16 protein-coding genes are annotated in these 13423 nt (G+C 69.0%); 8 read left to right on the forward strand and 8 right to left on the reverse strand.

All coding sequences use genetic code 11. The annotated features are described in order from the left end of the window. A partial coding sequence (locus VFH59_RS03455; RefSeq protein ID WP_325163492.1) for a pirin-like C-terminal cupin domain-containing protein occupies positions 1-215 on the forward strand: 215 nt, incomplete at its 5' end. 84 nt (positions 216-299) lie between these two features. Continuing rightward, on the forward strand, positions 300-602 hold the full coding sequence (locus VFH59_RS03460) for a DUF962 domain-containing protein (protein WP_325163493.1): 303 nt from the start codon (positions 300-302) through the stop codon (positions 600-602). 105 nt (positions 603-707) lie between these two features. Here VFH59_RS03460 and VFH59_RS03465 read toward each other — a convergent pair whose 3' ends face one another. The 3 genes from VFH59_RS03465 to VFH59_RS03475 are packed head-to-tail and all read right to left on the reverse strand — an operon-like array spanning position 708 to position 3505. Further along, on the reverse strand, positions 708-1724 hold the full coding sequence (locus VFH59_RS03465) for a response regulator (protein ID WP_325163494.1): 1017 nt from the start codon (positions 1722-1724) through the stop codon (positions 708-710). Further along, positions 1721-3085 (reverse strand): HAMP domain-containing sensor histidine kinase, encoded by a 1365-nt coding sequence (locus VFH59_RS03470; RefSeq protein WP_325163495.1) that lies wholly within the window; start codon positions 3083-3085, stop codon positions 1721-1723. Before VFH59_RS03470 ends, VFH59_RS03465 begins: the two co-directional genes overlap by 4 nt. A 24-nt stretch (positions 3086-3109) precedes the next feature. Then, positions 3110-3505 (reverse strand): cytochrome c, encoded by a 396-nt coding sequence (locus VFH59_RS03475; RefSeq protein WP_325163496.1) that lies wholly within the window; start codon positions 3503-3505, stop codon positions 3110-3112. A gap of 136 nt (positions 3506-3641) precedes the next feature. On the opposite strand from VFH59_RS03475, the gene VFH59_RS03480 reads away from it, so the two are divergent. Beyond that, entirely contained in the window at positions 3642-4427 is a 786-nt protein-coding gene (locus VFH59_RS03480; RefSeq protein WP_325163497.1) for a tRNA threonylcarbamoyladenosine dehydratase, read from the forward strand. Between the two features lie 51 nt (positions 4428-4478). Here the strand turns inward: VFH59_RS03480 and phbB are convergent, their stop codons facing one another. Both phbB and gluQRS read right to left on the reverse strand, forming a co-directional pair. After that, positions 4479-5219, reverse strand: a complete 741-nt coding sequence (gene phbB, locus VFH59_RS03485) for an acetoacetyl-CoA reductase (protein WP_325163498.1) — start codon at positions 5217-5219, stop codon at positions 4479-4481. A 141-nt stretch (positions 5220-5360) separates the two neighbouring features. After that, positions 5361-6224: a tRNA glutamyl-Q(34) synthetase GluQRS gene (gluQRS, locus tag VFH59_RS03490; protein WP_325163499.1), complete on the reverse strand. Its 864-nt coding sequence runs from the start codon at positions 6222-6224 to the stop codon at positions 5361-5363. A 95-nt stretch (positions 6225-6319) separates the two neighbouring features. On the opposite strand from gluQRS, the gene VFH59_RS03495 reads away from it, so the two are divergent. The 4 genes from VFH59_RS03495 (at position 6320) to htpG (ending at position 10287) form a co-directional block, all read left to right on the forward strand. Next, positions 6320-6535 (forward strand): hypothetical protein, encoded by a 216-nt coding sequence (locus VFH59_RS03495; RefSeq protein WP_325163500.1) that lies wholly within the window; start codon positions 6320-6322, stop codon positions 6533-6535. 21 nt (positions 6536-6556) lie between these two features. Beyond that, positions 6557-7279, forward strand: a complete 723-nt coding sequence (locus VFH59_RS03500) for a hemerythrin domain-containing protein (RefSeq protein ID WP_325163501.1) — start codon at positions 6557-6559, stop codon at positions 7277-7279. Between the two features lie 82 nt (positions 7280-7361). Beyond that, on the forward strand, positions 7362-8270 hold the full coding sequence (gene htpX, locus VFH59_RS03505) for a protease HtpX (RefSeq protein ID WP_414655845.1): 909 nt from the start codon (positions 7362-7364) through the stop codon (positions 8268-8270). A gap of 148 nt (positions 8271-8418) precedes the next feature. Then, positions 8419-10287, forward strand: a complete 1869-nt coding sequence (gene htpG, locus VFH59_RS03510) for a molecular chaperone HtpG (protein WP_325163503.1) — start codon at positions 8419-8421, stop codon at positions 10285-10287. 81 nt (positions 10288-10368) lie between these two features. Here the strand turns inward: htpG and VFH59_RS03515 are convergent, their stop codons facing one another. From VFH59_RS03515 to VFH59_RS03525, 3 genes are all read right to left on the reverse strand, one after another. Beyond that, positions 10369-11253, reverse strand: coding sequence for an EamA family transporter (locus tag VFH59_RS03515; RefSeq protein ID WP_325163504.1), 885 nt, complete (start codon positions 11251-11253; stop codon positions 10369-10371). A 262-nt stretch (positions 11254-11515) separates the two neighbouring features. Beyond that, a complete protein-coding gene (locus VFH59_RS03520) occupies positions 11516-12454 on the reverse strand; it encodes an oxygenase MpaB family protein (protein WP_325163505.1) in 939 nt (312 codons plus the stop codon). 74 nt (positions 12455-12528) lie between these two features. After that, positions 12529-12684, reverse strand: coding sequence for a hypothetical protein (locus VFH59_RS03525; RefSeq protein WP_325163506.1), 156 nt, complete (start codon positions 12682-12684; stop codon positions 12529-12531). 267 nt (positions 12685-12951) lie between these two features. On the opposite strand from VFH59_RS03525, the gene VFH59_RS03530 reads away from it, so the two are divergent. Next, positions 12952-13413 (forward strand): metallophosphoesterase family protein, encoded by a 462-nt coding sequence (locus VFH59_RS03530; RefSeq protein ID WP_325163507.1) that lies wholly within the window; start codon positions 12952-12954, stop codon positions 13411-13413. Positions 13414-13423 lie beyond the last annotated feature (10 nt).

The raw sequence follows: 13423 nt of genomic DNA on the forward strand, positions 1-13423 counted from the left end.
AGGGTGGCGGCACAGCGGCTCCGCTGCGGGCACGCGCGCCCAGCCGGCTGATGCTGTTCGGCGGCGCACCGCTGGATGGCGAGCGGCACCTTTGGTGGAACTTCGTGGCCAGCTCGCGCGAGCGGATCGAGCGGGCCAAGGCCGACTGGTCCGCCGGTCGGTTCGGCGTGGTGCCCGGGGATGAAGAAGAGTTCATCCCGCTGCCCGAGCGCTGAACCGGCTCAGGCCGCCGCAAGGGGTCTTTACCGGCGGCGCGGACGGGTGCAGGCTGACGTGACCCCTCCGTGGCGCGGCCTGCCATGTCCCGATTCGCCAGCTTCCGCGAGTTCTACCCCTACTACCTGAGCGAGCACCGCAATCCGGCGTGTCGCCGGCTGCACTTCGCCGGCAGCACGCTCGTGCTTCTGGTGATCCTTCTGGCGGTCGTCGCCCGGGACGCGCGCTGGCTCTGGCTGGCACCGCTGGCGGGTTACGGTTTCGCCTGGGTCGGGCACTTCGCGTTCGAGAAGAATCGCCCGGCGACCTTCCGTCACCCCCTCTACAGCCTGGCCGGCGACTGGGTGATGTACTGGGAGATCCTGCGCGGACGGCAGCGGATGTAGCTCGAGTCGGAATGCCTGTAGGGGCGCTCGGCCCGGCCGGCATGCCTGCCTCCTCCGAGGGCAACCCGGGGCACTTCTGCCGTGGCGCCGGGCCGTCGCCCATGCTCAGACCCCGAGTGCCTGGTCCTGTTCGCCCAGCCAGTCGCGGTAGTTGCGCAGCTTGCCAAGCTGGAAGCGCGAGACGTCCTCGATCAGCGCCAGGTGGTACCACTGCTCGCCCCGCACGGTGACGGCCGGATGCAGCAATGCTTCCGGCTCGCGGATGCCCTCGCGGTAGTAACCGTCACCCTCACCGAACCAGGGCAGCCGGTCGCCCTCGCGCAACGCGGCCAGCAGGACCTCCGGCGCGCCCAGGTCACTGGCGATCTCGTAGTGCGCGCGCAGGTCCTCGTCGGTCTGCACCAGCACGAAGCGGCCACGCCCGCATTCGTCCAGCAGCAGCATGCCGGTCGGGTTGACGTGCAGGTAGCACTCCACCGCCGGGAACTCGCCGACCAGGCGGTGGAAGGCGTGCTGGAAAGCCTTGTCGCGCAGGAAGCGTACGTTACCCAGCGCCAGCGCCTCGGCGACGAAGCCACCCACGCGCTCGAAGTAGCGCCGCTGCAGCGCGCGGATACCAAGCTGCAGTTTGTCGATCGCCTGCGGATCGCTCTTGCGGATGAAGCGGTCGATCACACCGGCGTTGAAGGCCTCGATGGCGGTGCAGTCGTCGGCGGTCCCGGTGAGCAGGATCTTGCCGATGTGCGGATTGGCCAGCTCGCGGCAGAAGGTGATGCCGTCCATCTCCGGCATGGTCAGGTCCACCACCACCACGGAGACCTCCGCGAATCGCTCCGGGTCGAACATCACGCGATGGATCGAATCGATGTCCAGCGCCACCAGTTCGCGCGTCTGCGAGGAGCGGTCCTTCCAGTGGTACATCCAGCCACCGCCGGGCACGGCGCGGATGCCATGGCTGCCCAGCTCGGCCAGGGCCTTGCGTGGCGAGCTGTAGCTGCGCAGGCGCAGCATCGGGTCCAGCAGCAGCGGCATGCTGTCGAGGTAGGTCTCGTGGTCGTCCACCAGCAACGTGGTGGTGGGGAAATGGAACGGCAGGATGTCGCCGTGGAAGTCGATGCTCATGCCGAAAATCCCTGTCCAGATGGCACGTAGGGCGGAAACGCCACGAAGAACTCGGTGTACTCGCCCCACCGCGAGCGGCAGCTGATCCGTCCCCCCATGCGCTCGACCGCGCTCTGCGAGAAGGCCAGCCCGATGCCCAGCCCGGTGCCGTCGCGGCCGTCGCTGTGCGAGTAGAAGCGGTTGAAGATGCGCGGCAGCACGTCGGGCGGGATGCCGGGGCCGGTGTCGCGCACCCGGATGCAATGGCCGCTGGCGTCGCTGTCCAGGCTTACGCGGATCTCGCCCTTGCCGGCGCGGCCCGTGTGGAACAAGGCGTTGCGCAGCAGGTTGAAAAGCACGTGGGTGAGGAGCGGCTCCGAACCCAGGATCGTGAAGTCGGTCGGCCCGGTCGCCAACTGCACCCGCTCGCGCTCGGCCTGCGAGGCATACGGATAACGCGCCAGCGCCTGGGTCACGCAGGCGCGCGCCTGCAGCGGGGCCATCTGCAGCTTGCCCATCGGCTTGGCGGCCATGAGCAGCATGTCGATCACCGTGTTCGCGTGGTTGACCTCATGCTCGATCACGGTGATGCCGCGCTGCAGCGCCTGCAAATGCGGGCCCCGCAGGGCGGCCACCGGCAGCCCTGCCCGTTCGGCGACGCGGTGGCTTTCCAGCAGGTTGGGGAGGTAGCGGCCGATCGCGCGGCCGGCCATCTGCACCGAGCCCAGCGGCGTGCGCAGCTCGTGCGCGATGTTGTTGGAGGCGCCGATCAACGCCTTGACCTTGGCCTGGTCGCCGAACTTCTGCGAAAGGCTGGCCAGCGGCCCGAGGATCAGCGTCAGGACCAGCAGCGGCGCGTACTGCAGCAGCGCGTGCACCGGCCAGGCCGCATGCGGTCCGAGCTGGAACGCCAGCGCGGCCAGTGCCGAACCGAAGCTGTAGATCAGCGCGAAGCTCGCCAGGTCGAACAGCATCATGGTGATGAAGATGGAGAACAGGTGCGCGCCCATCCACGCGATCGCGCCGCCGTTGCGCAGCATCAGGTAGCCGAAGAAGAACGGCAGCACGAAGGTGATCGCCGCATACCAGTAAGCCGGCAGCCATGGCTTGCAGCGGCGCGGCCACCAGCGCTGCAGCGCCAGCGGCAGCAGCACCGCGCAGCCGGCGACGTGAAGTCCCAGGTTGCTGTAGGGCTGCGGCAGCAGGTAGGTCCACAGGTACCAGTACAGCGGCATGAACAGGCCGCCCAGCAGGCACATCACCGGCATCATCGGCTGCGAATACCGCGCGCGGGTGAACATCGCGTTGTCCAGCCGCCGGCGCAGCTGGCGCAACCGGGACCCGCGGCGATGCGGTGTCGGGATCGTCCCTGGCGTCAACATGGCATCCGGCCCTGGCAGCGCGGCTTACCGGTATTGCTGGTGGCAGGACTCGCAGGCGTCACCCACCGGCTTGACGGCCCTGGCCAGCGCGGCGCAATCGGTCGGGTGTGCCTGCACGGCGGCCTGCAGCTCGGTGCGCAGGCGGTTGGAATGGTCGAGGAAATCCTGTTCGGCGCCGGGAAAGGCGACGGGGATGTCCGACGCGGTCGACTGCAGGCGAAGCAGGTGGTCGTTGATCTGGGCGGCGTCGCACTGCCGGGTCTTGACCGCCTGGCCCAGCGCGCCCATGTGATGCCCCATCACGGTCATCACCGCGTGCGGCATCGGGTTGCGGTTGCCCAGCGCCTTCATCGCGAACACCGTGCCGAGGACGCCGATGACCAGGCCAAGCAGGATCAGGAGTGCCGAACGTGCATTCATGGTGGACCGCTCTTTTGGAGTGAACGGTCAGAATACCGAAGCGCCGGGGGCTTTCGTAGCCGTAAAATGGGCTTTTGATGTGTAGGAAACCGCACTCGATGGCAGGCAGCATCCACCCCCTCCCCGGGCAGGCCGCATGAGCGGGCCGCATTACCCGGTCGAGCGCTTCGAGGGCGTCGAACGCCTGTACGGACGGGGCACGATCGAGCGGCTGATGAACGCCCACGTCTGCGTGGTCGGCATCGGCGGCGTCGGGTCCTGGGCGGTCGAGGCACTGGCGCGCAGCGGAGTGGGACGGCTGACCCTGATCGATGCGGACGAGGTGTGCCTGTCCAACACCAACCGTCAGTTGCATGCCCTCGACGGCCAGTGGGGCAAGCCCAAGGTCGGCGTGATGGCCGAGCGCGCCCACGCGATCAATCCCCGCATCCGGCTCGAGGCGATCGAGCGTTTCCTCACCACCGCCAGCCTGGATGAGCTGCTGGACCGCGGCTACGACGTGGTGCTGGACGCCTGCGATGCATTCCGGGTGAAACTCGAGGCGATCGCCTGGTGCCGGCGGCGCAAGCTGCCGATGGTCACCGTGGGGTCGGCCGGCGGGCGCACCGATCCGACGCAGATCCGCGTGCGCGACCTCTCGCGCACCGAGCACGATGCGATGTTCAGCCTGATCCGCAAGAAGCTCCGGCAGGACTTCGGCTTTCCGCGCAACCCGGACCGCTATTTCGGCGTGTCGGCCGTCTATTCGCTGCAGAACGTGCAGTATCCGCAGCCGGACGGCTCGGTCTGCGGCCTGCGCCCGCCCGGCGGGGACTCGCTCAACCTGGCCTGCGGCGGTGGCCTGGGTGCGGCCACGCACATCACCGGTGCGTTCGCGTTCGCGGCGGTGGGGAAGGTGCTGGAGAAGCTGCTGGAAAAGTAGTGTCGCCTGGGGGCGTCTTCCTCTCCTCTGCGCGGAGAGGGAACCAGAAGATCACCAGCCCATGTAATGCCCGCCGTTGATCGCCAGGTTCGCCCCGGTGATCCAGCTGGCCTGGTCGGTGGTGAAGAACGCCACCGCATGGGCGATCTCCTCGGGCTTGCCCAGCCGCCCGATCGGAATCTGCGCGACGATCTTCTCGCGCACGTCCTCGGGCACCGCCATCACCATGTCGGTCGCCACGTAGCCCGGGGAGACGGTGTTCACCGTGATGCCGAACTTCGCGTTCTCCTGCGCCAGCGAGATGGTGAAGCCGTGCATGCCGGCCTTGGCGGCGGCGTAGTTGGCCTGCCCGTACTGGCCCTTCTGGCCATTGATCGAGCTGATCTGCACGATGCGTCCCCAGCGGCGCGCACGCATGCCTTCGATCACCGGGCGGGTCACGTTGAAGCAGGCGTTGAGGTTGGTGTTCACCACCTCGGTCCACTGCTGGTAATCCATCTTGTGGAACGTGGTGTCGCGGGTGATGCCGGCATTGTTCACCAGGATCTGGATCGGCCCGCACTGCGCTTCCACCGCCCGCACCATCGCCTCGGCCGAGACCGGGTCGGCAACGTCGCCGGGCACCATGCATACCTCGATCCCTTCGGCGGCCATGGCGGCGCGCCAGCTCTCCGCCTTGGCGGCATCGCGGTAATTGGTGGCAACCGTATGGCCCTGGCGCGCCAGGGTGCGGACGATCGCGCTGCCGATGCCGCCCGTGCCGCCGGTGACCAGTGCGGTGCGTGGGTTCATTGCCTGCGGTTTCCGGTGAGAGGCCGCCGATGCTGGCGTGCCATGCATGTATACCCCAACTTGATGACAACTGCTGCCCCGCCCGCCGGAACGTGCTTGTCGCGGCCCGGTGTCGTTGCTTCCCGGTGCCCGGGGTTGCTCCTACAGGGTGCGGGAGGCCAGGCGGGGCAGGCGGGCTGGGTCGAAGCGCTCCAGTGCCGCATCCAGCAGGGCTGCCGGACAGTCTGCCACTTCGGACGTCTGGACGTCCAGAAAAGCCAGGGCCCGCCGCAATGCCGGCAGCGGCCGGGCGGGGTCTACCGGATGCGCGCGTTCGGATTTGGATAGCTTGCGCCCGTGTGCGTCGAGCGCCAGCGGCAGGTGCCGGTAGGCGGGCGTCGGCAGGCCCAGGCAGCGTTGCAGCCAGATCTGGCGCGGGGTGGAGTCGAGCAGGTCGTTGCCACGCACCACCTCGGTGATGCCCTGGAATGCATCGTCGACCACGCAGGCCAACTGGTAGGCGTAATAGCCCTCCACCCGGCGGATCACGAAGTCGCCGGCCACCTCGCGCAGGTTCTGCCGCTGCGGACCCTGCAGGGCGTCGTCGAAGGCGACCGTCACGTCCGGCACGCGCAACCGCCAGGCCGGCGGGCGCCCGGAATCCGGCAGTGCGATGCAGCGGCCGTCACGGTGGAGTCCGCCCTCCCCGGCCAGCTGGGCCCGGCTGCACCAGCAGGGAAACACCAGGTCCGCTGCGCGCAGCTGCTCGAATGCGGCGTCGTAAGCCGGGCGGCGTCGTGACTGGTACAACGCCGGCGCATCGGCGACCAGGCCGAATGACGGTAGCGCCGCCAGAATCGCCTGTGCCGAACCGGCAACCTCGCGCGGCGGGTCGATGTCCTCCACCCGTAACAGCCACTGCCCGCCCGCGTGCCGGGCGCACAGCCAACTCCCCACCGCGGCCACCAGCGAGCCGAAGTGCAGCCATCCGGTGGGGGAGGGGGCGAAGTGGCCGCAGTAGGTCATGCAGGCGATTCTACGGTGCGCTGCGCCAGTTCACCTGCCCGCAACGGGCATGGCGAGAGCATCCCGGGCGTCCGGCCGGCATAGGGAGAAGACCCATGACCGATGCACCCGAAGGCCACGACGACCCGCGTGAACACACCCGCAAGATCAAAGGCATGCTGCGCGAGGCGATGGAACACGTCCGCGAGGACGTGCCGAAGGTTTCCGACCCCAGGGCCCAGGCGTTGTTCGAGACCTCGGCCGAGGTGCTGGGTGGCCTGATCACCGCCTACGAGCACTTCGAGCAGCGCAGCGAAGCGGCCTGGCGCTGAGCCATGGCGCGAACCGATCCCATGCATCCTCCCGACCCGGGCCGTCGCCGCTGGGTCGGCAGTGCCGGCATCGCCGCGCTCGGCGGCTTGATGGCCGGCGTGCCGCGCGCCGCCCTGGCCGACGAGGAGCGATCCACCGACGTGCTCGCCGTGGAGGATCTCATGCGCGAGCACGGCGTCCTGCGCCGCGCGCTGCTGGTCTATGCCGAGGCGGCCACGCGGCTGCGAAGCCGGCAGGCGATCCCGGCGGAGGCGCTGCACCGTGCGGCCGCGCTGTTCCGCCGCTTCGGCGAGGACTACCACGAACGCAGCCTGGAGGAGCGCCACGTCTTCCCCGCCCTGATCATCGCGGGGGGGACGCTGACGACGATCTGCCGCACCCTTGCCGCGCAGCACCAGCGCGGCCGCCAGCTCACCGACTACATCCTGGCGACCAGCGCCGGCCACGGCGTCGGGCGCAGCGCCATGGACCCGTTGGCCGCTGCGCTGGCGGGTCTGGTACGCATGTACCAGCACCACGCCGCGATCGAGGACACGGTCGTCTTCCCGGCCTGGAAAAAGACCCTGACCGCCCCTCGCTACAGCGAGCTGTCGGAGCAGTTCGAGGCGCTGGAACAGAAGATGGTCGGCCGCGACGGCTTCGAGGGTGCGGTCGGGCAGATCCATGCCATCGAGCAGGCCTTCGGCCTGGCCGACCTGGCGGCGCTGACCGCCGCCCCGCCGCCGGCCGCTCCGGCCCGCTGAGCCCCCGGCCCGGCGCCGGCACGCCTCTTGAAACTATTGCACACCGCCCCGAGTCTCAGGCTGCGGCGCGAGCCGCTTTTCCATGACTGCCAACGAGCCAGCCGTGCGTCGAATCGTCCTGTTCCTTGCCACCAACATTGCCGTCCTCCTGCTGCTGAGCATCGTCTGCCGCCTGTTCGGCATCGACCAGTGGGCCGCCGCCCACGGCTACGGCGGCATGACCGGCCTGCTGGTCTACGCCGCCGTGTTCGGCATGGGCGGTGCCTTCATTTCGCTGGCGATGTCCAAGACCATCGCCAAGTACTCCACCGGCGCGCGGGTGATCGAGCAGCCGCAGACGGCCGCCGAGCAGTGGCTGGTCGACACCGTGCGCCATCATGCCCGGGTCGCCGGCGTCGGCATGCCGGAAGTGGCCATCTACGACGCACCGGAGATGAACGCCTTCGCCACCGGCATGACGAAGAACAGCTCGCTGGTGGCGGTCAGTTCCGGGCTGCTGCAGCAGATGGACCGCGAGCAGGTATCCGCGGTGCTGGGACATGAGATCGGGCACGTCGCCAACGGCGACATGGTCACGCTCACCCTGATCCAGGGCGTGCTCAACACCCTGGTGATCCTGGCCGCGCGCGTGGTCGGCAACCTGGTCGACAGTTGGCTCAACGGTGGTCGCGACAACCGCGGCGGCATCGGCATCGGTTACTTCGTCACCGTGATGGTGCTGCAGGTGGTGTTCGGGCTGTTCGCCTCGATGATCGTGGCCGCGTTCTCGCGCTGGCGCGAGTTCCGCGCGGATCGCGCAGGCGCGCAGCTTGCCGGTCGTGGCTCGATGATCTCCGCGCTGCAGCGGCTCAAGGGCGACCACGGCCAGACCACGCTGCCCAAGGCCATGGCCGCTTTCGGCATCTCCGGGCACATGGCCGCCGGCCTGCAGCGCCTGTTCATGAGCCACCCGCCGCTGGACGAGCGCATCGCCGCACTGCAGGCGGCTTGAACTTTCGCCCCTCTCCCCCGGAGAGGGGCTGGGGAAGGGTTCGGACGTGCCGGGCAGTTCTGCTCCCTCCGGACCCTCACCCGCCTTGTCGGGCACCTCTCCGGGCCGGAGAGGGGCTCCACCCACAACCACTGGAAGCAACACTGCAATGACCGCAACCACCGAAACCCGCAAGTTCGAAGCCGAAGTCGCCCAGGTCCTGCACCTGGTGACCCATTCGCTCTATTCGCACAAGGAGATCTTCCTGCGCGAGCTTGTTTCCAACGCCTCCGACGCCTGCGACAAGCTGCGTTTCGAGTCGATCGCCAACCCCGCCTTGCTGGCCGGCGAGGGCGAGCTGCACATCGACGTGAGCTGGGACGAGCAGGCGCGCACGATCACCGTGCGCGACAACGGCATCGGCATGAACCGCGACGAGGTGGTGGCGAACATCGGCACCATCGCCAGCTCCGGCACCCGCCGCTTCCTCGAGGCGATGAGCGGCGAGCAGAAGGCCGACGCCCGCCTGATCGGCCAGTTCGGCGTCGGCTTCTACTCGGCGTTCGTGGTGGCCGACAAGGTGACCGTGCTGACCCGCCGCGCCGGCGCGCCGAACGCCGAGGGCGTGAAGTGGGAGAGCGACGGCAAGGGGGAGTATCTGCTGGAGCAGGTCGAACTGGCCGAACGCGGCACCACCGTGATCCTGCACCTGAAGGCGGACGAGGACGAGTTCCTCAAGCGCTGGCAGCTGTCCTCGCTGATCCGCAAGTACTCCGATCACGTCGCCTTCCCGATCCGCATGCCGGTCGAGAAGGACGGAAAGCCCACCGACGAGTGGGAGACGGTCAACGATGCCGGCGCGCTGTGGACCAGGCCCAAGAGCGAGATCAGCGACGAGGACTACCAGAGCTTCTACAAGTCGCTCGGCCACGACTTCAACGACGCGCTCGCCTGGACGCACAACCGCGTCGAGGGCAGCCAGAGCTTCACCACGCTGCTCTACCTGCCCGCGCAGCCACCGTTCGACCTGATGATGGGCGGGCGCGACGAGCGCAAGGGCCTGAAGCTCTACATCAAGCGCGTCTTCATCATGGATGCGGCCGAGGAGCTGCTGCCCAACTACCTGCGCTTCGTGCGCGGCGTGGTCGACGCCGACGACCTGCCGCTCAACGTCAGCCGCGAGATCCTGCAGCACAACCGCCAGCTCGAGCGGATCAAGGGCGCCTGCGTCAAACGCGTGCTGGACCTGATCGAAAAGCTCGCCAGGGACGAGCCGGAGAAGTTCGCGACCTTCTACAAGGCCTTCGGCAACACGCTCAAGGAAGGCATCGTCGAGGACGCCACCAACCGCGAGCGCATCGCCAAACTGCTGCGCTTCGCTTCCACCAAGGGCGAGGGGGCCAGCCAGACGACCGGCCTGGACGACTACATCGGTCGCATGAAGGTCGGCCAGGAGGCGATCTGGTACGTCACCGCCGACAGCTACGCCGCCGCCGCCGGCAGCCCGCAGCTGGAAGCATTCAAGGCAAAGGACATCGAAGTTCTGCTGATGTCCGATCGCATCGACGAGTGGATGCTCGGCAGCTTGAACGAATACGAAGGCAGGAAGCTCCAGAGCGTCGCCAAGGGCGAGGTGCCGCTGGACGAGGCCGACCGGAAGAAGCAGGAAGAAGCCGCCAGGGCCGCCGAGCCGCTGCTCAAGAAACTCAAGGACCTGCTCGGCGAGCGCGTCGGTGAGGTCAGGGTCTCCGCCCGCCTCACCGACAGCCCCTCGTGCCTGGCCCTGGCCGACTACGAAATGGCCCCGCACCTGGCCCGTCTGCTGCGCGAAGCCGGCCACGACATGCCCGAGAGCAAACCGACGCTGGAGGTCAACCCGGCGCATGCCCTGGTCCGGCGCGTGGAAGCGGAAGCCGACGAGGCCAAGGCCCGCGACCTCGCCACGCTGTTGCTGGAGCAGGCCGAGATCGCCGCCGGCGCCCAATTGCCGGACCCGGCCGCGTTCGTGCAACGGATGAACCGGGTGTTGCTGGGATAAGCGGCGCCGCCGCGAACCACCGCCCGATTGCAGGAAGCCCGCCAGGTGGCGGGCTTTCTTTTTTTGGCCCGGCGTCGTGGCTCAGGTCGGCAACGGTTGGGCCAGGGCCGGCCGGCGAACGCTAAGCGCCGTACCGGCCGCCGCCACGATGATCGCCGTGACGGCCACCCACTGCAGCAGGCTCAGCCGCTGGCCGAGCAGGACCGCGCCGGCGACCGCCGCGATCGCCGGCTCCAGGCTGAGCAAGGTGCTGAACGTGCGCGCCGGGAGCCGGGTCAAGGCCACCATCTCCAGCGAGTACGGCAGCGCCGAGCTGAGCAACGCCACGCCCACCGCATACGGCAGCAAGGCCGGCGACAGCAGCGCGGCACCGGCATGGACCGCGCCGAACGGGATCGTCAGCAGGGCGCCGATGGTGATGCCCAGGGCCACCGCGTCCCCGCCGTGGCTCGCGCCGACCTTTTTTCCCAGCACGATGTAGAGCGCCCAGCCCACTCCGGCGGCCAGCGCATACGCCACCCCGAGCGGGTCGAGCGCCTGTGCCTGCGCGCGCAGCGGCAGCAGCAGGGCCAGTCCGGCCACGACCAGCCCGATCCAGATGAAGTCCAGTGGCCGGCGCGAACCGGCCAGCGCGAGCGCCAGCGGCCCGGTGAACTCCAGCGCGACCGCGATTCCCAGCGGGATGGTGCGCAAGGACATGTAGAACACCAGGTTCATTGCGCCCATGGAGAGACCGTAGCCCCACAGCGCCCGCCAGTCCCGTCCGCCGCCCGAGCGGCGCCAGGGTCGTCGCCACGCCAGCAGCATCAGCGCGCTGAGTCCCAGCCGATAGGCGGTCGCCCCCTGCGCGCCGACCTGTGGAAACAGATGCTTGGCGAGCGAGGCACCACATTGGTAGGACACCATACTGATCAACAGCGCGCCGACCGCGAGCGCGACCGGGGCAACGGCGGAACGGGAAGACATGGCTGGGGGCACGCGGGGAGGAGACGACCATGATGCCTGCGGGCCCGGGCGAAACCCACCGGGCCGGCGGCCTGACGGGCCGCATTGCTGACAGGATCTGGCAGGAGTCGCATCTCGCGCCCCCGGGCTCGGCGGTGCCCGCGCCACGACCGCGGTGCCGGTGAGGGATCGAAGTCTCCGGTGCCGGGCCGGACGCGCCAGGCGCAAGCCCGGGGCGTGGCCTGCATGGCAGGCAGGTTGGGCCGTGGACCGGGCCTCGCAACTAGGCGACGGGTGACGGCCAGCGTTGCATCGCGTCGGGCGCCACGCCCACTCGTCGGCAGGAGCGGCCGACCACACCGTCCTCCCTCAAGGCGGCGCGGAACGCCGGCGCCATCGACCACAGCAGTGTCGCCGCCATGCGGGCTTGCCGCCGTTGCCGCGGCGTATGGCAGAGCAGGCTGCTGGCCCACGCCGGCAGCAGCGCGATGCCGGCATTGAGGAAGACGTCACGCGACAACCCGGCGAGCGGAACGGGCAGGCGCACGCCGGCGAGCACGCGCAGAACCTCGCGCGAGCGGTCGGTGCAGGCCAGTTGCGGCTGGACGCGAGCGAAGTACTCGGCGACCTCGGCCTCGCGCGAGGGCACTTTCCCGGCACCGAGCGCCACGGCGATGCGGCTCACCTCGTCGTAATAGCGGTCGGCGATGGCGCGCGGTACCTCGTGGTGGGAGAAGCGGCGGTAGCCGGCCAGGAAGCTGCACGCTTCGGTGACGTGCACCCAGGTGAGCAGGTCGGGATCGTCCGCCGCATAGGGCGTGCCGTCCTCGGCCTTGCCGCACACGAACCCGTGGATGTGGCGCACGCGGTCGATCAAACGTTCAGCCGCTGCTCGCGGCGCGTACGTGGTGGCGCCGACGAACGTGGTGGTTCGGCGCAAACGGCCGACCAGGTCGCCGCGGAAGTCCGAATGGTCCCACACGCCCGCCAGTGCCAGCGGTTGCAGCGTCTGCATCATCAGTGCGGCCAGGCCGCCGGCGAGCATGCCGGGAAAGTCGGCATGGATGCGCCAGGTCACGCTGTCCGGGCCGAACAGGCCGGGGTCGCCGCGCGGGTGGTCGTAGTCCAGCATGCCGCCGGGATCGCGCGGGAAGGCGCTCAGTACCCAGCGGCGGATCGGTTCGTGAGTGGCGCGTCGGAGCAGGTGCAGTGGCCCGGCCATGCAGCAAGTATAGGCATGCGCCGTTCCCCCACTTCCTGCGACGCTTTCGTTTCCGATGAAGCGGGTGGCGGATCTCAGCCCCGGGCGTTGGCGACCGCGGCGGCGTGCGCCTGGGTGGCCGCGGCGAGGGTGTTGGGCGAGGGCAGGATCAACATGGCGCTCATGACGGCCAGGCACAGCAGCATGGCGGCGGCAAAGAAGCTCTGCAGCAGGACGGTTTCGAATTTCATGGCGGTTCTCCGCGTGGGTGGAAGGAAGCTTTCGCGGATGGGATGGCAGGATGCGTGCCAACGTTTAAAAGCGCACTGCGATGCGGTTCTTCGCCGGTCCGGCCCGCCTCGGACGACTGTCCGCGGACGATCGCTTGTCCGGACGCTCGTGGACGGACAGCCGCCGTTGTCCGCCGGCGGACGGGCTCGCGTCATGACGCCACGGCTGCGCCGGTCGGGCTATCGTGCGGGGCCCGCTCGGCAGAGCACGAAGAGATAGCCTGCAGGATGATCCGCATCGGCCTGATTTCCGATACCCATGGCCTGTTGCGTCCCGCGGCCGTGGACTTCCTGCGCGGATGCCAGCGCATCATCCACGCCGGCGACATCGGTGATGTGGCGATCCTGGACGCGCTGGCGACCCTGGCGCCCGTGACCGCGGTGCGCGGCAACAACGACTTCGATCCGGCCTTCGCCAGCGTGCCGGCGACGGCCACGCTGACGCTGGCCGAGTTGCAGCTGTACGTACTGCACGACCTCAAGGAGCTGGCGATCGATCCGCACGCCGCGGGCGTGCACGTGGTGGTCTCCGGGCACTCGCACAAGCCGCTGGTGGAGGAACGCGCGGGCGTGCTGTACGTCAACCCCGGCAGCGCCGGGCGGCGGCGGTTCAAGCTGCCCATCAGCGTGGGCGAACTGGTCGTCGACGGGCACGAAGTGATGCCGCGCGTGGTCGAGCTGGACGGGTAGCGCAGCTTCC

The organism is Frateuria sp., assembly GCF_035695185.1.
GTDB lineage: Bacteria > Pseudomonadota > Gammaproteobacteria > Xanthomonadales > Rhodanobacteraceae > Frateuria_A.

Excerpts from the sequence above, each read along its gene's own strand:
- VFH59_RS03525 (WP_325163506.1), bottom strand. The coding sequence starts at position 12,684 with ATGAAATTCGAAACCGTCCTGCTGCAGAGCTTCTTTGCCGCCGCCATG.
- htpX (WP_414655845.1), top strand. The coding sequence starts at position 7,362 with ATGACTGCCAACGAGCCAGCCGTGCGTCGAATCGTCCTGTTCCTTGCC.
- htpG (WP_325163503.1), top strand. The coding sequence starts at position 8,419 with ATGACCGCAACCACCGAAACCCGCAAGTTCGAAGCCGAAGTCGCCCAG.
- VFH59_RS03495 (WP_325163500.1), top strand. The coding sequence starts at position 6,320 with ATGACCGATGCACCCGAAGGCCACGACGACCCGCGTGAACACACCCGC.
- VFH59_RS03465 (WP_325163494.1), bottom strand. The coding sequence starts at position 1,724 with ATGAGCATCGACTTCCACGGCGACATCCTGCCGTTCCATTTCCCCACC.
- VFH59_RS03520 (WP_325163505.1), bottom strand. The coding sequence starts at position 12,454 with ATGGCCGGGCCACTGCACCTGCTCCGACGCGCCACTCACGAACCGATC.
- VFH59_RS03480 (WP_325163497.1), top strand. The coding sequence starts at position 3,642 with ATGAGCGGGCCGCATTACCCGGTCGAGCGCTTCGAGGGCGTCGAACGC.
- phbB (WP_325163498.1), bottom strand. The coding sequence starts at position 5,219 with ATGAACCCACGCACCGCACTGGTCACCGGCGGCACGGGCGGCATCGGC.
- VFH59_RS03475 (WP_325163496.1), bottom strand. The coding sequence starts at position 3,505 with ATGAATGCACGTTCGGCACTCCTGATCCTGCTTGGCCTGGTCATCGGC.
- VFH59_RS03470 (WP_325163495.1), bottom strand. The coding sequence starts at position 3,085 with ATGTTGACGCCAGGGACGATCCCGACACCGCATCGCCGCGGGTCCCGG.
- VFH59_RS03460 (WP_325163493.1), top strand. The coding sequence starts at position 300 with ATGTCCCGATTCGCCAGCTTCCGCGAGTTCTACCCCTACTACCTGAGC.
- gluQRS (WP_325163499.1), bottom strand. The coding sequence starts at position 6,224 with ATGACCTACTGCGGCCACTTCGCCCCCTCCCCCACCGGATGGCTGCAC.
- VFH59_RS03515 (WP_325163504.1), bottom strand. The coding sequence starts at position 11,253 with ATGTCTTCCCGTTCCGCCGTTGCCCCGGTCGCGCTCGCGGTCGGCGCG.
- VFH59_RS03530 (WP_325163507.1), top strand. The coding sequence starts at position 12,952 with ATGATCCGCATCGGCCTGATTTCCGATACCCATGGCCTGTTGCGTCCC.
- VFH59_RS03500 (WP_325163501.1), top strand. The coding sequence starts at position 6,557 with ATGCATCCTCCCGACCCGGGCCGTCGCCGCTGGGTCGGCAGTGCCGGC.